15 protein-coding genes are annotated in these 14,887 nt (G+C 43.4%); 7 read left to right on the top strand and 8 right to left on the bottom strand.

All coding sequences use genetic code 11. The features are described from left to right. Window positions 1-2: 2 nt before the first annotated feature. Window positions 3-1,352: a cellulase family glycosylhydrolase gene (locus tag MNR06_RS02555; protein ID WP_243538451.1), complete on the bottom strand. Its 1,350-nt coding sequence runs from the start codon at window positions 1,350-1,352 to the stop codon at window positions 3-5. A 277-nt stretch (window positions 1,353-1,629) separates the two neighbouring features. On the opposite strand from MNR06_RS02555, the gene galE reads away from it, so the two are divergent. The 4 genes from galE (at window position 1,630) to MNR06_RS02535 (ending at window position 4,510) form a co-directional block, all read left to right on the top strand. Beyond that, window positions 1,630-2,622, top strand: a complete 993-nt coding sequence (gene galE / locus MNR06_RS02550; protein WP_243538450.1) for a UDP-glucose 4-epimerase GalE — start codon at window positions 1,630-1,632, stop codon at window positions 2,620-2,622. Window positions 2,623-2,749: 127 nt separating this feature from the next. Continuing rightward, entirely contained in the window at window positions 2,750-3,211 is a 462-nt protein-coding gene (locus tag MNR06_RS02545; RefSeq protein WP_243538449.1) for a hypothetical protein, read from the top strand. Window positions 3,212-3,240: 29 nt separating this feature from the next. After that, window positions 3,241-3,444, top strand: coding sequence for a twin-arginine translocase TatA/TatE family subunit (gene tatA, locus MNR06_RS02540; RefSeq protein ID WP_243538448.1), 204 nt, complete (start codon window positions 3,241-3,243; stop codon window positions 3,442-3,444). A gap of 46 nt (window positions 3,445-3,490) precedes the next feature. Further along, window positions 3,491-4,510, top strand: coding sequence for an alkane 1-monooxygenase (locus tag MNR06_RS02535; protein WP_243538447.1), 1,020 nt, complete (start codon window positions 3,491-3,493; stop codon window positions 4,508-4,510). Here MNR06_RS02535 and MNR06_RS02530 read toward each other — a convergent pair. Genes MNR06_RS02530 through greA form a run of 3 tightly spaced genes read right to left on the bottom strand, consistent with a single transcriptional unit; the run spans window position 4,476 to window position 7,770 of the window. Beyond that, window positions 4,476-5,264: a glycerophosphodiester phosphodiesterase gene (locus MNR06_RS02530; RefSeq protein ID WP_243538446.1), complete on the bottom strand. Its 789-nt coding sequence runs from the start codon at window positions 5,262-5,264 to the stop codon at window positions 4,476-4,478. The two genes, MNR06_RS02535 and MNR06_RS02530, sit on opposite strands and share 35 nt — an antisense overlap. A gap of 2 nt (window positions 5,265-5,266) precedes the next feature. Beyond that, a complete protein-coding gene (locus MNR06_RS02525) occupies window positions 5,267-7,237 on the bottom strand; it encodes an AsmA family protein (protein WP_243538444.1) in 1,971 nt (656 codons plus the stop codon). A 44-nt stretch (window positions 7,238-7,281) separates the two neighbouring features. After that, on the bottom strand, window positions 7,282-7,770 hold the full coding sequence (gene greA / locus MNR06_RS02520; protein ID WP_243538442.1) for a transcription elongation factor GreA: 489 nt from the start codon (window positions 7,768-7,770) through the stop codon (window positions 7,282-7,284). Window positions 7,771-7,901: 131 nt separating this feature from the next. Between greA and MNR06_RS02515 the strand changes: the two genes are divergently transcribed. Continuing rightward, window positions 7,902-8,153, top strand: a complete 252-nt coding sequence (locus MNR06_RS02515) for a (2Fe-2S)-binding protein (RefSeq protein ID WP_243538441.1) — start codon at window positions 7,902-7,904, stop codon at window positions 8,151-8,153. On the opposite strand, the gene MNR06_RS02510 is transcribed toward MNR06_RS02515, so the two are convergent. Then, window positions 8,150-8,587 carry a (2Fe-2S)-binding protein gene (locus MNR06_RS02510; protein WP_243538439.1) on the bottom strand — a complete coding sequence of 146 codons (438 nt, stop codon included), beginning with the start codon at window positions 8,585-8,587 and terminating at the stop codon, window positions 8,150-8,152. The genes MNR06_RS02515 and MNR06_RS02510 overlap by 4 nt on opposite strands. A gap of 117 nt (window positions 8,588-8,704) precedes the next feature. Between MNR06_RS02510 and gloB the strand changes: the two genes are divergently transcribed. Continuing rightward, complete coding sequence (gloB, locus tag MNR06_RS02505) at window positions 8,705-9,451, top strand: hydroxyacylglutathione hydrolase (protein ID WP_243538437.1); 747 nt, start codon at window positions 8,705-8,707, stop codon at window positions 9,449-9,451. Between the two features lies 1 nt (window position 9,452). On the opposite strand, the gene MNR06_RS02500 is transcribed toward gloB, so the two are convergent. Next, window positions 9,453-10,814, bottom strand: a complete 1,362-nt coding sequence (locus tag MNR06_RS02500; protein WP_243538435.1) for a TIGR01777 family oxidoreductase — start codon at window positions 10,812-10,814, stop codon at window positions 9,453-9,455. 11 nt (window positions 10,815-10,825) lie between these two features. Continuing rightward, window positions 10,826-12,130: a cryptochrome/photolyase family protein gene (locus MNR06_RS02495; protein WP_243538434.1), complete on the bottom strand. Its 1,305-nt coding sequence runs from the start codon at window positions 12,128-12,130 to the stop codon at window positions 10,826-10,828. Between the two features lie 47 nt (window positions 12,131-12,177). Between MNR06_RS02495 and MNR06_RS02490 the strand changes: the two genes are divergently transcribed. After that, entirely contained in the window at window positions 12,178-13,575 is a 1,398-nt protein-coding gene (locus MNR06_RS02490) for an ABC1 kinase family protein (RefSeq protein WP_243538433.1), read from the top strand. A 50-nt stretch (window positions 13,576-13,625) separates the two neighbouring features. On the opposite strand, the gene MNR06_RS02485 is transcribed toward MNR06_RS02490, so the two are convergent. Further along, window positions 13,626-14,879 (bottom strand): EF-hand domain-containing protein, encoded by a 1,254-nt coding sequence (locus tag MNR06_RS02485; protein WP_243538432.1) that lies wholly within the window; start codon window positions 14,877-14,879, stop codon window positions 13,626-13,628. Window positions 14,880-14,887: the final 8 nt, after the last annotated feature.

Raw genomic sequence — 14,887 nt, 5'->3', positions numbered from 1 at the left:
CCTTATTGGGCGAGTAGATCTCTGACGAACTCGCCCATTCCTCCGGGCCCTGATTTTAATGTCCAATCGGAGTTAAACATTCGGGGTCCCCATTGGATATCGAAGCTCCATACTGTCCAACTTAATCCACGGTTTTTCATCCATGTTTCGAAGTTTTGACCGTAAGTGATGTCGCCACCTTCTGTACCGCCTGATTCAAATCCCCACTCTGTGATGAATAAAGGATATTTATCAGCAACCGCGCCGTAACGCGATTCCCACATAGACACTGTTTGATTTGAATATACGTGGGCTACGTAAACGATGTTCTTACCAAGAACTGGATCTGTTGCAGCACCAGCAATATGTGATGACCAGTACGGACCCCCAACAAGAAGCAGGTTGTTTGGAGCATAGCTGCGGATCAAATTTGCGATGGGTTGTGCAATAGTCGTACGCCAAGTAGACCAGTTGTCTGGATAGATGGGCTCATTGAACATTTCATAAATCACGTATGGATTGTTCGCAAACTTCGGCGCCATGTATTTCCAGAAGGATTCCACTTTAGAATAAAGCGTGTCGTAATTGCTGACGTAGTGAAGATCAATAATGACGTAAATGCCTTTGTTTGTAAGTTCAGTTACAAGCGGAGCGATATGATTGTTAAAATATTTATCCCAACCATTCGTAGCACTGAAGAAACCCTCGTTCGGATAGGCTGGATCCCCTGGAAGAATCGGCAGGCGAATCACTTTAGCTTTGAAAGTATCAGTCGCTAAGTTCGCAACACTGCGAGCAGAAACTCCGGGACGCTCCCACGTTTTTAAATTTAAATGTTCTGGATCAGCAATATTTACACCTTTTAAAATCACTGTCTGCCCGTTGGCATTCACGATTTTATTACCGACAACATTCAACCATCCTGTTGCAGGAACAGGAGTTGGTGTCGGAGCAGGTGCAGGGGCAACCACTGGATTTAGACCATTGCCTGAAAGATTCACTGGGATTTCTTCCCAAGTCCAACCACTGCCAAGGAAATATCCGAGAACGAATTGACCCGAAACAGAACCCGCATATTTGGGGGCAAATTTAATTTGTACCGTACAAGTTTTACCAGACTTTAAAATCCATCCCGTGGTGGAATTAAAACCACAGGTTCCCCCGACCCGGCTAAAATCAGGCGAGCCCGAAAACCAGAAGCTATCTAGACGAATATTCAGCCTGCTGGTATTTTTTAAAGTGAGAGTATTGGTTTTAGATTGGCCAAGGGTGACGTCTCCGAATTGAGGAGTACCAGTGACCGATGTTGCTCCGGCGAAAGAAAGTGCAGGGGCTAGGATTAATATAGCGAGAAATGCTAGATGGCGAATCAAAGTAAACCCTCCGATAGATGATATCAACACATCGGTGCCACTCTGAATTTGTTGAGGGAATATACAGGAAAACCCTTGAGATTTAATGAATGCAGCGGTTGAATTATGTTCTTTCTTTAACAATCTGACCAAAACTGTTTAGGTTTTCGACAGGACCTCTGAAAAAACTTTCACGCTTCATGACGTCCCCTTCATGGTCCTGAAAAGATCTTGTCAAGATAAGGAGCCTGAATTTATATGGCTTTAACAAATTTCTTGCGCGTTTCGGGAGATTATCATGAGAACACTCGTCACGGGTTCTGCGGGCTATATCGGCTCACACGCAACCAATGCTCTGCTAAAATCAGGCTTTGACGTAGTGTCTTATGATAACCTCAGTACAGGATTCCGCAGCTCTATTCCAGAGCATGTTCAATTTATCGAAGGCGATGTTCGTGATACTGCAAAGTTAACGAAAGCCCTGCGCGACAATAAGATTGAAGCTGTGATTCATTTCGCGGCCAAACTTAAAGTTCCTGAATCTTTAACTCTGCCGCTTGATTACTACGACAATAATATCTCTGGAACGATCTCTCTGATTCAAGCGTGCCGCTCTGCTGGGGTGGATAAAGTTATTTTTTCTTCCACTGCAGCTGTCTATGGAACGTCTAATGGCGATAAGGGATTGGTTCACGAAGGTTCTATTATTTCACCGATCAATCCCTATGGTTCATCAAAATTAATGGCTGAAAAAATCTTGGCTGACGCTGAACCGGCCCATGGCATTAGATCTGTGGCGCTTAGATATTTCAACGTTGCTGGTGCAGCCTTAGATGGCAAAAACGGTCAGCGCACGGCTGATGCAAGTCACCTGATCAAAGTAGCCAGTGAAGCTGCTGTCGGCAAACGCCATTTCGTTCAAGTATTCGGGACTGATTATGCGACAAAAGATGGCTCCGCTGTGCGGGATTATATTCACGTCGAAGATCTTATTGATGCCCACCTTTTAGCTTTGGGCTACCTTCGTGATGGTGGCAGTTCCCAAGTGTTAAATTGCGGATATGGCAAGGGCTATACTGTTCTTGAAGTCCTTGAAACTATGAAACGCATCAGCGGCGCTTCATTTTCCATCAGCCATCAAAACCGCCGCACTGGGGATGCTCCTCACCTCGTTGCAGATGCGACCAAACTTAGAAATCTACTGGGGTGGACACCCCAGCGTGATGATCTAGAGCTGATTTGCCGCACGTCCTATGAATGGGAAAAAAGGCAATCAACGGCCCCAGCCTAGGGCGACAATTGCCTGAACGAACCTGTAAAAACCACAGGCCCCCCGTCCCCTTCTGCACCTAATACGAATCTAATCAGGCACGAAACTTGTTATTAAGACCCCCGAGATCAATATCTCGAGGTGGTTCATGAAAACGGTATTCGCATTCTTTTCAACTGTTCTATTCAGCGTCAGCGCTATCTCTCAAACATCGGCAGAAGTGACTTGCCGTGCGCAGGCAAAAGAAGCCGCAGTTCAAACTTATTCTTCTTGCATCACTACAGCTCGCGCTAACCAAGTAGAAGAAATTCGCAAAAGCTATAAAGAAGAATTAGCAGCCCTCAAAGCAAAGTACGATAAAGAGCTTAAAAAAATGAGTGGCGCCGCTAAAGCGGAAAAATCTGTAGTTAGAACGTCTCAAGCTTCACGACCAGTAAAAGGCATCGCTAAAAGTCTGCCTACAAAATCTGCGTCGACGGTAGACATTCAAGAAGTTGAGACTGTCCCTGAAGCCAACAAAGTTGTAGCTGTTGGAAATGAAGACGCTCAGCTTGAAAATGAAGCAGCCCAGGCCGAGCAAACAGAAATCGTTGAAATGCCGGTTGAATAAGGTAGAATAATGAACATTCGGGAGGCCGCGTGGGTAGCACCAGTTTTGTTCATATTTTAGTATTAATTATAATCGCATTAATCTTCTTTGGACCGCGTCGTCTTCCCAACCTTGGATCAAGTATCGGCAAGGCCATTCGCGGCTTTAAAGAAGGATTAAACGAAATTGAGGTGGATCCAAAAGACATCCACGATCAAGTGACCCACAAATCCAATAAAGATAAAAAATCTTAAAACCTCACAAAAATGCGTTCCAAAAAGAACGCATTTTTTTTAGGCTATGTCTGCAATTCAAAACGCCTTTTATTTTATACCTTATGCTTTCGCCACCCTTGCTGTCGCCGGAGGGTTTCTGGGCGGCCTTTATACGTTTTTAGGTTTTATCGGGATTTTTATTATTCATCCCCTATTAGATAACTTTCTTTTTAAAAAATATGAAGTGAACGACAAGCGCCCCTCGCAAAAGCTGGCTTTACTGATACTGCTATCAACTTTTCCTTTTCTGGTTTTATTTGGATTTTTAGGTGTCATCTTTTCATTGAAGGCTTCAAACATTGAACTGATGGGATTGATTTTATCTTTCGGCACCATCATGGGATTTATGGGAATAACAACAGCCCATGAACTGATACACCATAAAGACAAGCGCCTTCGCCTGACTGGCAATTTGCTTTTAAGCCTGGTGAACTTCACCCACTACAGCGTTGAGCATGTTTTCGCCCATCACAAAAACGTCGCAACCCCGGAAGACCCTGCCACGGCCAGAAAGAACGAGTGGATCTACACTTATTTTGTACGATCATATTTTATGGGCTTAAAAGAAGCTTTCTTATTAGAACGCAAAAGATTGAAAAGCCTTAGACAGTTTTTTCTGAAAAATCGTGTTATCGCAGGGATGGCCGCGCAAACCGCGGGGGATTTTTTAATTTATCTTATATTCGGCGAACGAGCATTGCTATTTTGGTTAGGACAAAGTCTTGTGGCCATTCTGCTTTTGCAAACCGCTGACTATATCGAACACTACGGTTTAGTGCGAAAAAGAAATGCCAACGGATTGTATGAACCAGCGAAAGCCTGCCATTCTTGGGATAGTTATCAAGGATTGACGAACTATTCACTGATCAACTTAGGATATCATTCTTATCATCATCTTAAGCCCGGCATTCCATTCACAGAATTGCACAAAACAGAACAGTCCCAAAAGCTTCCCCATGGGTATTCAGCCATGGCACTGTTGGCCTTCATTCCACCAATATATTTTAAGATTATGAATCCGCGACTTCCCCAAGAGTATCAGTGATTATACTTAATGCACCTTCTTGCAGGTAAAGTTCCGCTGTCTCTTTTTCATTCACTGTCCACAAGGCCACCGGCACACCGCGCTTTTTCCATTTATGTAAATCGTGAACACTGACATAACGATAATCTAGATGCAAAGCATGGATCCGAACGTAAGGGGCGAACCAAAGTTGACGCAAATAAATTTTATTCGCTGCTTCGGGTTCTTGTGTAGCTAACAGCGCGCGGGGAACTTGGGGCAAATGCCCCCCTAGACGCCACAACGACAAAGGATTAAAACTTGAAAACAACACGCGGCGGGTGAAATCGTATTTTTCAATCAACGTTGCGACTTTTTTTTCTAACTCGCCATCAAAAATCGCACCGGTTTTTAATTCCACGTTCAAAAATTTAGGCACGATTTGCGATGAAAGAACCTCTTCAAGACTTGGCACTTGTGCAAGCACTCTTAATTCTTCGGCCGTACATTCGTGAACAATGCGTTCTACATTCCCCAAGCGCTTTAAATCGCCGTCATGGAAAACCACGGGAATTTTATCTTTTGAAAGACGCACATCCATTTCAACCATGTGCAATCCCCTCTTCGCTGCCGCTTCAAAGGACGCCAGGGTGTTTTCTTGAAGACCTGACTTCCAATACCCGCGATGTCCTTGATAACTTGGCGGCACCATCGCTCCCGGTGGCCAAGGCAATGGCTTCCAGGTAAAGTGGCGATAGATAAGAAATAAAATTAAAAGAACTATAGCTGTTAGCATTTTTATTTTCTCATCACCGCAGACCGTTCTTCAGTAAACACCGGCAGCTCTCGACTGCCTTCAATACCCCAACGTCGGTTCAGCTTCCCATCGCGGATTTGCACCATTCCGTGCAGGCGGCCGAATTCATCCCACCCGCCATCGGTGATCATTTTACCGGACTTACCTATGGAGCCATGGAAGTTCTTCCATCCTAAGTGCTTAAGGTTTTTTAGTTTAAATTGTCCATTTAAGGATTCTAATTTTAATCCCTCTTGCTGCCACCAAGAAGGCTCAGTGACCTGTCTTAAAACAGGGGTGGCCCCAGATGTCGGACTGACTTCTACGGACTTCACCTGGGTATTAAGAACGATCTCCCCTTGAACCCAGTCAATGGTGGCTTTGGGTTTTTCTAGACTCATTCCTTCGATATCTAACGAGTCCAATCTTAATAAACCTTTAAGGAAACTGACTTGGCCTGCTTTTAACTTCAAATCACTGTCAAAACTTAAAGTTCCAATTTGCCCCCCGCCGGTCATTAAAGTTTGTACAGCGGGTGATAAAGAAAGTTCATCAATACTGGTTTTAATTTCAACTTCTTTAAAATCTTTATCCGCTTTGACTTTGACGTCTCCGATAAACACTCCCTCACGTGGTTCAATACGCTGAACTTCGAAAGTCCAAGTATTTCCATCTAATGCAATATCGCTGATCATTGTTTCGATAACCTGCGATTGACGCTGACCCTTGTTTGAAAAAACAAATTCAAGGCCCGAGCTTTTTCCTTTCAGATTTATTTTTTGATCAGAAAAAATAGTCGCCCGTCCCGTGAAACTTCCTAAAGAACCCAACATGCTTGTGTCCTTGGGACGATTTAATAAAACCAAAAGTTTATTAATATCCATGGTTTTAATATCCACCAAGATCGGCGAATACTTTACTGGATCAAGAGAGCTAAAGTCGATTTGTTCAACAGACATTTCGCCAAGATCCCCCTCTAAGCGAAGGTCCCGCACTTCTAACGGAGCTTTTCGTAAATCTTCTATCGGCGAAATCAATCTTGCTTTAGAAGACACCCACACCTGACGCCCATTTAATTCTTTTGAGGCAAGATCATACTTTTGCAGAACACCCAAAATCTGACTTAAGGGAATGTGTTTTAGATCGGTTTCTACAGAAAGCAAGCGTTCGTCTATGGTGTAGTTCGCAATGAAGCTATAATGACCTTCGCGCCAGTTTCCAAAAAAGTGAGTTTGCACGACTTCTTCTGGAGTGTCTTTGTATTGCACATATAAATTGGCGTGGGACATGTAATCCCCCACCTGATCTTTCAGTAAATGGGTCTTTGCCGTGATTTCAATAATTCTTGGTTCAAAAGATTTCACCTTCACCGCAAAGTTTAAAAACTCGGAAGCATACTGCGGGTATTTATCTGCATTGATCAGAAATCTTTGAATAGAAATACTGCGCACGTCGTTTTGATATTTCTGCGCTTTTTCCGTGGGGCTTAGGCTGACTAACGGCGCGGGTTCTTTATTTACTTTTTCTGCTGCCTTCTTGTCTTGTTCCGCGCACTCAGCAAGCCCTTCGCGAAAGGTCAGATCGACCGTGTTTGCTTCAACACTTTCCACAGGAACTTTTCCTTGAATAAGATTGAAGAACGATAATGGCAGTCGCAGTTCATCCACCTGCATGGTGGGGGCACCCCAACAACTTTGTTCGGCGGTCATTTTTACGTCCGAAATCACCACCGCGAAACGCGGCAGGATTCCATCGCTTAAACTTAAGTAAGCCGAAGAAAACTGCACCTTAATATCTTTGTGAATATGGCTGGCGGCCTTTTCGATATGAGCCGTGATTCGAGCCGGAGATAGAAGAACCTTCGTCGTATAGCCAATTAAAAAAGCTATTAGCAATCCTGCAACAACAACGGACATACCGGGCTGTTCAGTGACGAGATGTTTATCAGAGGAGTGTTTTTTGCGCGTGTCCATGACCCATTCTCACAGGGAAGGCCATGGACGGACAATGTCTTTTATTATTTGTATTTGAAAGCTAGAACTTCGAACTCTTTATCGCCCTTTGGACTTTGAACAGTCACTGTGTCGCCAACCTTTTTGCCGATCAATGCGCGGGCTAATGGCGACAAAATAGAAATCATACCGTTTTTAACATCAGATTCATCAACGCCTACGATTTGATAGCTGGCTTCTTCTTCTGATTCCGTGTCCACGATTTCAACATGGGCACCAAATACGATGCGATCTGCTTTGATTTGAGCTGTGTCGATCACTTCTGCACCAGCCAATTTGCCTTGAATTTCAGCAATACGGCCTTCGATCATAGCTTGACGCTCTTTAGCAGCTTCATATTCAGCATTTTCTGAAATATCACCTTGGGCACGGGCTTCTTCAATCGCATGGATTACGGAAGGTCTTTCCTCTAACAATAGCTTTTTAAGCTCTGATTCAAGCATAGCTTTTCCGCGAATTGTCATAGGAAGTTTATCTGTAGTTGGATTAGCCATTTCTGCTCCAATGTTTATTCAAAGGGGTTGTTTTACAGGAAGATGAACGACTTATCAATGCAATGTGACGCGCCGCACTTTGGGCGGGTCGATAGTAACATTTTTGGAAGCATGGCATTACACTTAATTCAATGGGCGCTAAACCGAAAACCGAAATCATCTGCCGCTGCAACAACGTTAGTCGCAAAACTATCGAGGAAGCTATTCGTGATGGTGCCCAAACCTTAAATGATATTTTCGATGCGACTTCTGCAGGGGTGGGACCTTGCGGAGGATCTTGCCGAAGAAAGCTGGGCCCCTTGTTAGAACACTACCTAAAGACAGGGCAGTTTCCGGAAACAATCACTGAAGACCTTACCGGAAAACTTCCTAAAAAAGATTAAGACGATTTTTTATCCAGACGGTAGTCTATGATTTTTTGAACTTCGGGGCGACAGGTACCGCAAGCGGTGCTTGCGTTGGTCTGTCTTGTCACGACCTCTGTTAAGTGGGCTCCTGCGATAATCGCTTGATCCACTGTTTCTGTGGCGACGGTTCTGCAGTGGCAGATTTCAGCATGGGGATACGGGAATTGCCATTCCCCGCGCAGCTTTAAAATCATTTCTTTTAGAAGAAGGCTAGAGTGATCTGTTCCCCCAGGTACGGGCCACTTGGCGATATCATTACCAAAAGATCGGCGCATCTTGCGCATCATCTCCATGAATTCACTACACCCCAAGACAGAAACCTTCTGGACTCTGCCGGGTTTTTGAAGGTCTTCACCTTCACAATCCACTTCAATATAATCGCGACCTGCAAGCTCTGCTTTTAATTTCATAAGAGAGTTTAGTTTAAAATAAGTTCTTAACGCCACCAAGGCTTGTTATTAATCAATACTCCCTAGGTCTTGTCGAATTTCATGTCTCAGGGGACAATATTTAAACATAGGTGCTTTATGAATCACAGAGTAGAACTTATACCTATTTTTGAAGACAACTATGTCTTTGCTTTGATCAACGAGCAAGGACATGTGGTGTTGGTGGACCCCGGTGAATCCACCCCTGTTGAAAAATTCCTTGAACATAACGACTATGATATTTGCGGCATTTTACTGACCCACCATCACAATGATCACATCGGTGGGGTTTTAGAATTAGTTAAAACCTTCCCTGCTCCGATTTATGCGCCACTGAAAAATAAAACCCAAATTCCTTTTGCTGATCACTACGTAAAAGATGGCGATGAATTTTCAATTTCTGATATGAACTTTAAAGTGATGGAACTTCCAGGTCACACCCTAGGTCACGTGGCTTTCTGGAATCCGGATAAAAAATGGCTCTTTTCCGGGGACGTGCTTTTTGGTTTAGGTTGTGGAAGATTGTTCGAGGGAACTTTTGAACAAATGTTTGAAAGTTTGCAAAAGATCAAAGCCCTTCCTAACGAAACCTTGATTTACTGCACCCATGAATACACCGAAATGAATCTGCAATTTTGTAAAATGCTTGGTAACTTTGATGATTCGCCCATCACTGGGGATGATGAAAACCTAGAGCTGTATGAAAACGAATTAGTGAACAAACGCAGCCTGGACCTACCCAGTGTTCCTTTAAAACTTTTCGTTGAAAAGAAAGTAAATCCATTTTTACTTGCAAGCACGGTGAAACAGTTCAGTGCTTTGCGAGAGCTGCGTAACAAACAATAACCTATCCCTTGCGTGGCACAGTCATGTTCGCGATATATTTTCTTCTGAAAGAAAAAATATTATCAATGTCCTTGCTTACTAATTTTGAAGCAAAAATCCAACCAACTTGACCTAACGGCAGTCGGTACTTCACTTTATCCACTAACAATGTACCGCCACAAAACGGTCTGAATTCGTGGGTGTGACGCCACAGACTGTAGGGACCTTTAAGCTGGTTATCTACGAATTTATACGGCGGTTGCCATTCGTCGATTTCGGTTTTCCATTTCGCCGGGATACCACGAATTTTTAAAGTATAATCAATCAAGGTTCCTTGCGTGATTTCAGATGTGGATACCTTTTCAATTTTAAAATTCAAGGTCGGCGGAGTGATCTCTTCAAGATTGTGAGCCTCTTTAAAGAAGGGAAAAACTTTTTCTGGAGGGTCTGGAATAAATTGTTCAGCATAGTAAAAGTCTTCGCCGTTTTGGTAAGGGGCACAGACGTCTTTTAAAGCCTCATTAACATCGTCATATTGAAATTTATAACCCAGGGTTTTTGATCTTTCTGCAGAACCGCGAATAGAAACGGTAAGCACATCCGAAACTTCACCAAAATAAAGCTTCAGAACAAACAGAGGCATGCTAGGACCCATGGACTTACCCAAAGCATTGGCTAAGCTTTTTGAAAACTCTTTATTTCTGACGGGGTTTGGCGCGCATCCATTGATAGGACCCGTGACATGGGTGTTTTCTAAAGCAAACACAAAAAGACCCACGATGTCTTTAATATGGATCCAGCTCATCCACTGCTGACCATCCCCTAGCGGACCGCCAATACCTAAGCGGAACGGATAGAGCATTTGATCCATGGCTCCACCGTGGGAAGAAAGCACAATACCAGTTCGAATGATGGCTTTACGCCCTGGCGCTTTACTGATTTCTTTTTCCCAATCGATACAGACTTTCGCTAGAAAATTATCGCCGGGTGGGTTTTCTTCGTGCTGAATGGTTTCATGGTCATTGCCGTAATATCCAATCGCTGTGCTTGAAACAAATACTTGTAAGTTTGATGGCAAACTAGCGATTAAATGCTTCGTACCTTCGACGCGAGAATTATAAATGGCCGCTTTTTTTTCTGAATCCCAACGACTGACGACGGGTTCACCCATAAGATTGATGACGCCTTCGATGCCTTCAAGTCTAGAATCATGAATCGGCCCTTTGCTTAAGTCCCCAAGAACAACTTCGCATGGAAAAGGCAACACTTCACGGGCCTTGGCTAAGCTGCGGCTGATCACGACGATCTCATGGCCGTGCTCTGCCAAAACTTTTCCGATTTCGCGACCAAGTAGACCTGTGGCTCCAGTGATTAAGACTTTCATGCTTTTTTCTCCTATTTTTTCAGGGCTTTGGTGAATGCTTGCAAACACCGACCGCGGGCTTCGGCATGATCAATAATAGGTGAAGGATACTTATTCGTATCTAATTCGGGTATCCATTTTTTTATATATTCATTCTCCGGATCAAATTTTTCTGCTTGGGTTTCAGGATTAAAAATACGAAAATACGGAGCTGCATCGCAACCCGATCCGGCTGCCCACTGCCAATTACCATTATTGGCAGCTAAATCGAAATCCAATAATTTTTTTGCAAAGTAGCGTTCCCCAGAATGCCAATGAATCAGCAAGTGTTTTGTAAGAAAGCTTGCTGTCACCATTCGCACACGATTGTGCATAGTCCCTGTGGCGTTGAGTTCCCTCATACCAGCGTCGACCAGGGGATACCCCGTCATTCCTTCACACCACCGATTGAAATCGGTTTTCGAATTGCGCCACTGAATCTTATCATATTCGGGACGGAAACTGCGGGTTTCCACTTCAGGAAAATGCCATAGAATCTGCATAAAAAAGTCCCGCCAGATTAATTCACTCAGCCAGGTTTCAGAATATTTTTTCCCCGTGCGAGCCAAATCCCGCACACTGACCGTTCCAAAACGCAGGTGAACGCCCAAGTGAGTTGTGCCATTTTCAAGAGCAGGGAAATTTCTAGTTTCCGCATAATTTTTTATGACCTTAATAGGAACTTCGGAAGAGGGAAATTGTAGGTTCGACTTGGTAAATCCCAGCTCTTTTAAGGAAATTATTTTTTCTGGATTCGGTTTTTTTGCGAAAGAAGATTCATAGGTTTCTACGGGGTATGATTTTAAATAAAAAGAATCCAAATTCGCCAGAACCTTCCGTTTGTAGGGCGTATAAACGGTGTAAGGCTTGCGAGCTTCGGTTAGAATTTCATCTTTTTCAAAAAGGGTTTGATCTTTAAATGTTTTAAACTCTATCCCCTGCTTCTTTGCCCAAGCTAAGACTTGATCATCGCGTTGACGGGCGTAGGGCTCATAGTCGTGATTGGTGTAAATAGCGGAAAATTTTAATTTGCCGTGAAGCTCTTTAAAAATCTCTAAAGGTTTTCCGTGCCGAACAACAAGATCGCTGCCTTTTTTTTGCAGACTCTGTTTGAGGTCCGTGACAGTTTCATGAATAAAAGTCACCCTAGCATCGGCTTCATCATCCAGTTTTGACAAAATATCTGAATCAAACACAAAAACCGGAAGAACATTTTCATTTTCTTTGAGAGCATAAAAAAGACCGGCGTTATCATGAAGACGCAGATCGCGACGGAACCAGAAGAGAGTCATAGACATAGAAAATTAATTTAACATTTGGCAAAGTTAAGGTAAATTGACAAGGAATGGACGACAAAAAATCTGCCAAAAAACAAAAAAGCTTGGATAAGATCAAATCCTCGATGTTTTCACGCAGCTTGTCTTTAGCAAAGATAACTTTGCAGGCAGGGGCTTCTATTGCCCAACATGGCGTCAGTTCAGCTCTTAAAAATAAAGAAGCTAAAGAAGAAAACTGGAAAAGGCTTTTACAGAATCAGGCCTCTGTCATCAGTTCTGAGTTAGGTGAATTAAAGGGAAGCCTCATGAAAGCAGGACAAATGCTTTCTATGTATGGCGAACATTTTTTCCCTCCTGAAGCCAATGAACTTTTAAAATCTCTGCAATCTGATTCAGCGCCCCTTTCTTGGGATGCCATTGAACCGACGTTGAAAAAAAATCTGCCGGCAGAAAAACTGGCACTTTTAGACGTAGAAAAAGAGGCCTTGGCGTCGGCATCGATGGGTCAAGTTCACCGGGCCCGCATCAAAGCCACCGGCGAAACCATCGTTCTAAAAATTCAGTATCCGAATGTAGATCGCGCCATAGATAGCGACTTAAAGGCCATTCGCACACTGTTGAATACATTAAAGTTGTTACCGCGGGATATTAATATGGATCCTGTGTTTGCCGAAGTGCGGGAAATGTTGGTTCAAGAGACGAACTATGAACTGGAAGCTCAATTGACGGAAGACTTTTACGAGCGCCTTAAAAATGACAGTCGTTATGTGGTGCCGAAGGTCCTTCGAGAATTTTCAGGTCCGAAAATTTTAGCGACAAGTTTTGAGCGAGGTTTAAGAGCCGATGACCCTTTGATTCAAAGTTTACCCCAAGAAAGACGCAACAAGCTGGCTTTGAACTTTTTAGATCTTTATTTCCGCGAGGTATTTGAATGGGGGGTGGTGCAGACCGACCCCCACAGCGGAAATTATCGCATTCGCATCAATCCCCAAGGCCATGATCAAATTGTTCTTTATGATTTTGGTGCCACCCGCGCCTATGAAAAGGATTTTTTAATTCCGTACCGTCGCATGGTGAAGGGCACGCTTTTTAATGATCGCGAGATGTTTATGAAGGCGGCTCTAGAACTGAAGTTTATCGACGAAAAAGACACCGATGACCTTAAGGACCTTTTTCAACAGTTCTGCTTAGAAACCGTAGAACCATTTATTTCTTACGAGGACCCTCGCAACAATGCGGGACAAATCGATAAAGACGGCAATTACGATTGGAAAAATACGGATTTACCACAGCGTCTGTCAAAAAAAGTGTTTCAGATTATTCGCAAGCATTCTTGGCGAACGCCTCCGCGGGAAATCATTTTCTTAGATCGTAAAACGGGTGGCGTCTTTATATTCTTATCTATGCTTCGGGCAAAATGTCGTGGCCGAGATTTACTTTTAAAATATATCGAGAAAATAAAATAAAAAAGGGAGCGTTTGCTCCCTTTTTTATGATGATCACTTTTTAGTAGGTATTAGTTTTGACTCAATTTAACTGGTGCCGGCGACAACCAGATATCGACGATATCCCCTGTCTTCACTTTGCCATTATCTTTATACCAAAACTTAGAGCGCTCTCGAGCTTCGGCGTAGTGTCCCATCGGTGTGATAACGCCTTTTTCATAGTCTAAAGAAATCTTCATTACTTTTTCTGCAAGTTTTAGCATTTCTTCTTTTTGCGAAATACCATCACCATTTTTATCATTCCATAGAACTAGCTTTTTGAAGGTCTTATCTTTCTTATCGATGAAACCATCTTTATTGCTATCTAATTTTTTTAAAACTTCAAAGCCATTTTCAGTAGAAACTGTGTCACCGAAAAGCTCTTCTTTTTTATCGATAAGACCTGATTTATCTCGATCGTAAGCCACAAACCAACCCGGCGCATTTGCTTCCGGCCACATCGTTTTGTTCATTGGGTTTAAAGGAAAATCACTTGAGTTATCAAAGCGCGGACGGCTGTCATCAAAGAACACCATCAGTGGCGACCAGTAACCACCGCAGAATCCTGTTTGACCTGGAAAAGCCACGTTCACTTCGATACTTGTTTTATCAGATGCTACAGAGATTCCACCAAATGAAGCTGATACAGGACCCGACTTACCCATGTAATCGCCGCAAGCGACTGTTGGAATTTCAGACGAGTATCCATAGCTGCCATAAACAGGCTTTTTGTCATTACAATCATCCACCTCTTGTTCGAAGGAATAGGATTTTAGATAAATTGAACCTTTATCGCTGATGGTAATTTTACCTGAGCTGTCGACTGTGACCCCTGCAGGAATCGGTGTGTTTAATAAAACTGTATTACCAAAAATAGCTGCAGATCCGCCGCCATCTTTTCCGATTTTATAGTTGCTTGAAGACATCGGTTGAATCTTTGGCGCCACCATTCCCATTGGAGTGACCAACTGAGATGGATACTTCACCATAATTTCATATTCTTTTCCACCAATCACCATATTCAAGTTGGCAGTGATCGTGGCTCTTGGCGCTAAGGGATTACCGACACCGCGAAGGTTGGTACCAAAGCAAGAGTTGTTGATTTTAATAATCGTATTATCTTTTCCGGTGCGGGTGACTAATCCCGAAGCCGGAGCTGAGATTACAGACTCCCCCGACGTCGCAGAACTCACCGCCATAGGGAAATCTTTATCCCCGGCTTGAGCACCTTCGGATAAGGCAACCAGGGCAACCAGCATCGCTAGTTTGTTTGTATTTGTTTTCATCATTTCCC

The organism is Bdellovibrio reynosensis (genome assembly GCF_022814725.1).
Classification (GTDB): domain Bacteria; phylum Bdellovibrionota; class Bdellovibrionia; order Bdellovibrionales; family Bdellovibrionaceae; genus Bdellovibrio; species Bdellovibrio reynosensis.
The sequence above is the reverse complement of the archived record's forward strand: the minus strand, read 5'-3'. Positions and strand labels throughout refer to the sequence as shown.

Excerpts from the sequence above, each read along its gene's own strand:
- galE (WP_243538450.1), top strand. The coding sequence starts at position 1,630 with ATGAGAACACTCGTCACGGGTTCTGCGGGCTATATCGGCTCACACGCA.
- MNR06_RS02545 (WP_243538449.1), top strand. The coding sequence starts at position 2,750 with ATGAAAACGGTATTCGCATTCTTTTCAACTGTTCTATTCAGCGTCAGC.
- MNR06_RS02535 (WP_243538447.1), top strand. The coding sequence starts at position 3,491 with ATGTCTGCAATTCAAAACGCCTTTTATTTTATACCTTATGCTTTCGCC.
- MNR06_RS02530 (WP_243538446.1), bottom strand. The coding sequence starts at position 5,264 with ATGCTAACAGCTATAGTTCTTTTAATTTTATTTCTTATCTATCGCCAC.
- MNR06_RS02525 (WP_243538444.1), bottom strand. The coding sequence starts at position 7,237 with ATGGACACGCGCAAAAAACACTCCTCTGATAAACATCTCGTCACTGAA.
- greA (WP_243538442.1), bottom strand. The coding sequence starts at position 7,770 with ATGGCTAATCCAACTACAGATAAACTTCCTATGACAATTCGCGGAAAA.
- MNR06_RS02515 (WP_243538441.1), top strand. The coding sequence starts at position 7,902 with ATGGGCGCTAAACCGAAAACCGAAATCATCTGCCGCTGCAACAACGTT.
- MNR06_RS02510 (WP_243538439.1), bottom strand. The coding sequence starts at position 8,587 with ATGAAATTAAAAGCAGAGCTTGCAGGTCGCGATTATATTGAAGTGGAT.
- gloB (WP_243538437.1), top strand. The coding sequence starts at position 8,705 with ATGAATCACAGAGTAGAACTTATACCTATTTTTGAAGACAACTATGTC.
- MNR06_RS02500 (WP_243538435.1), bottom strand. The coding sequence starts at position 10,814 with ATGAAAGTCTTAATCACTGGAGCCACAGGTCTACTTGGTCGCGAAATC.
- MNR06_RS02495 (WP_243538434.1), bottom strand. The coding sequence starts at position 12,130 with ATGTCTATGACTCTCTTCTGGTTCCGTCGCGATCTGCGTCTTCATGAT.
- MNR06_RS02490 (WP_243538433.1), top strand. The coding sequence starts at position 12,178 with ATGGACGACAAAAAATCTGCCAAAAAACAAAAAAGCTTGGATAAGATC.
- MNR06_RS02485 (WP_243538432.1), bottom strand. The coding sequence starts at position 14,879 with ATGAAAACAAATACAAACAAACTAGCGATGCTGGTTGCCCTGGTTGCC.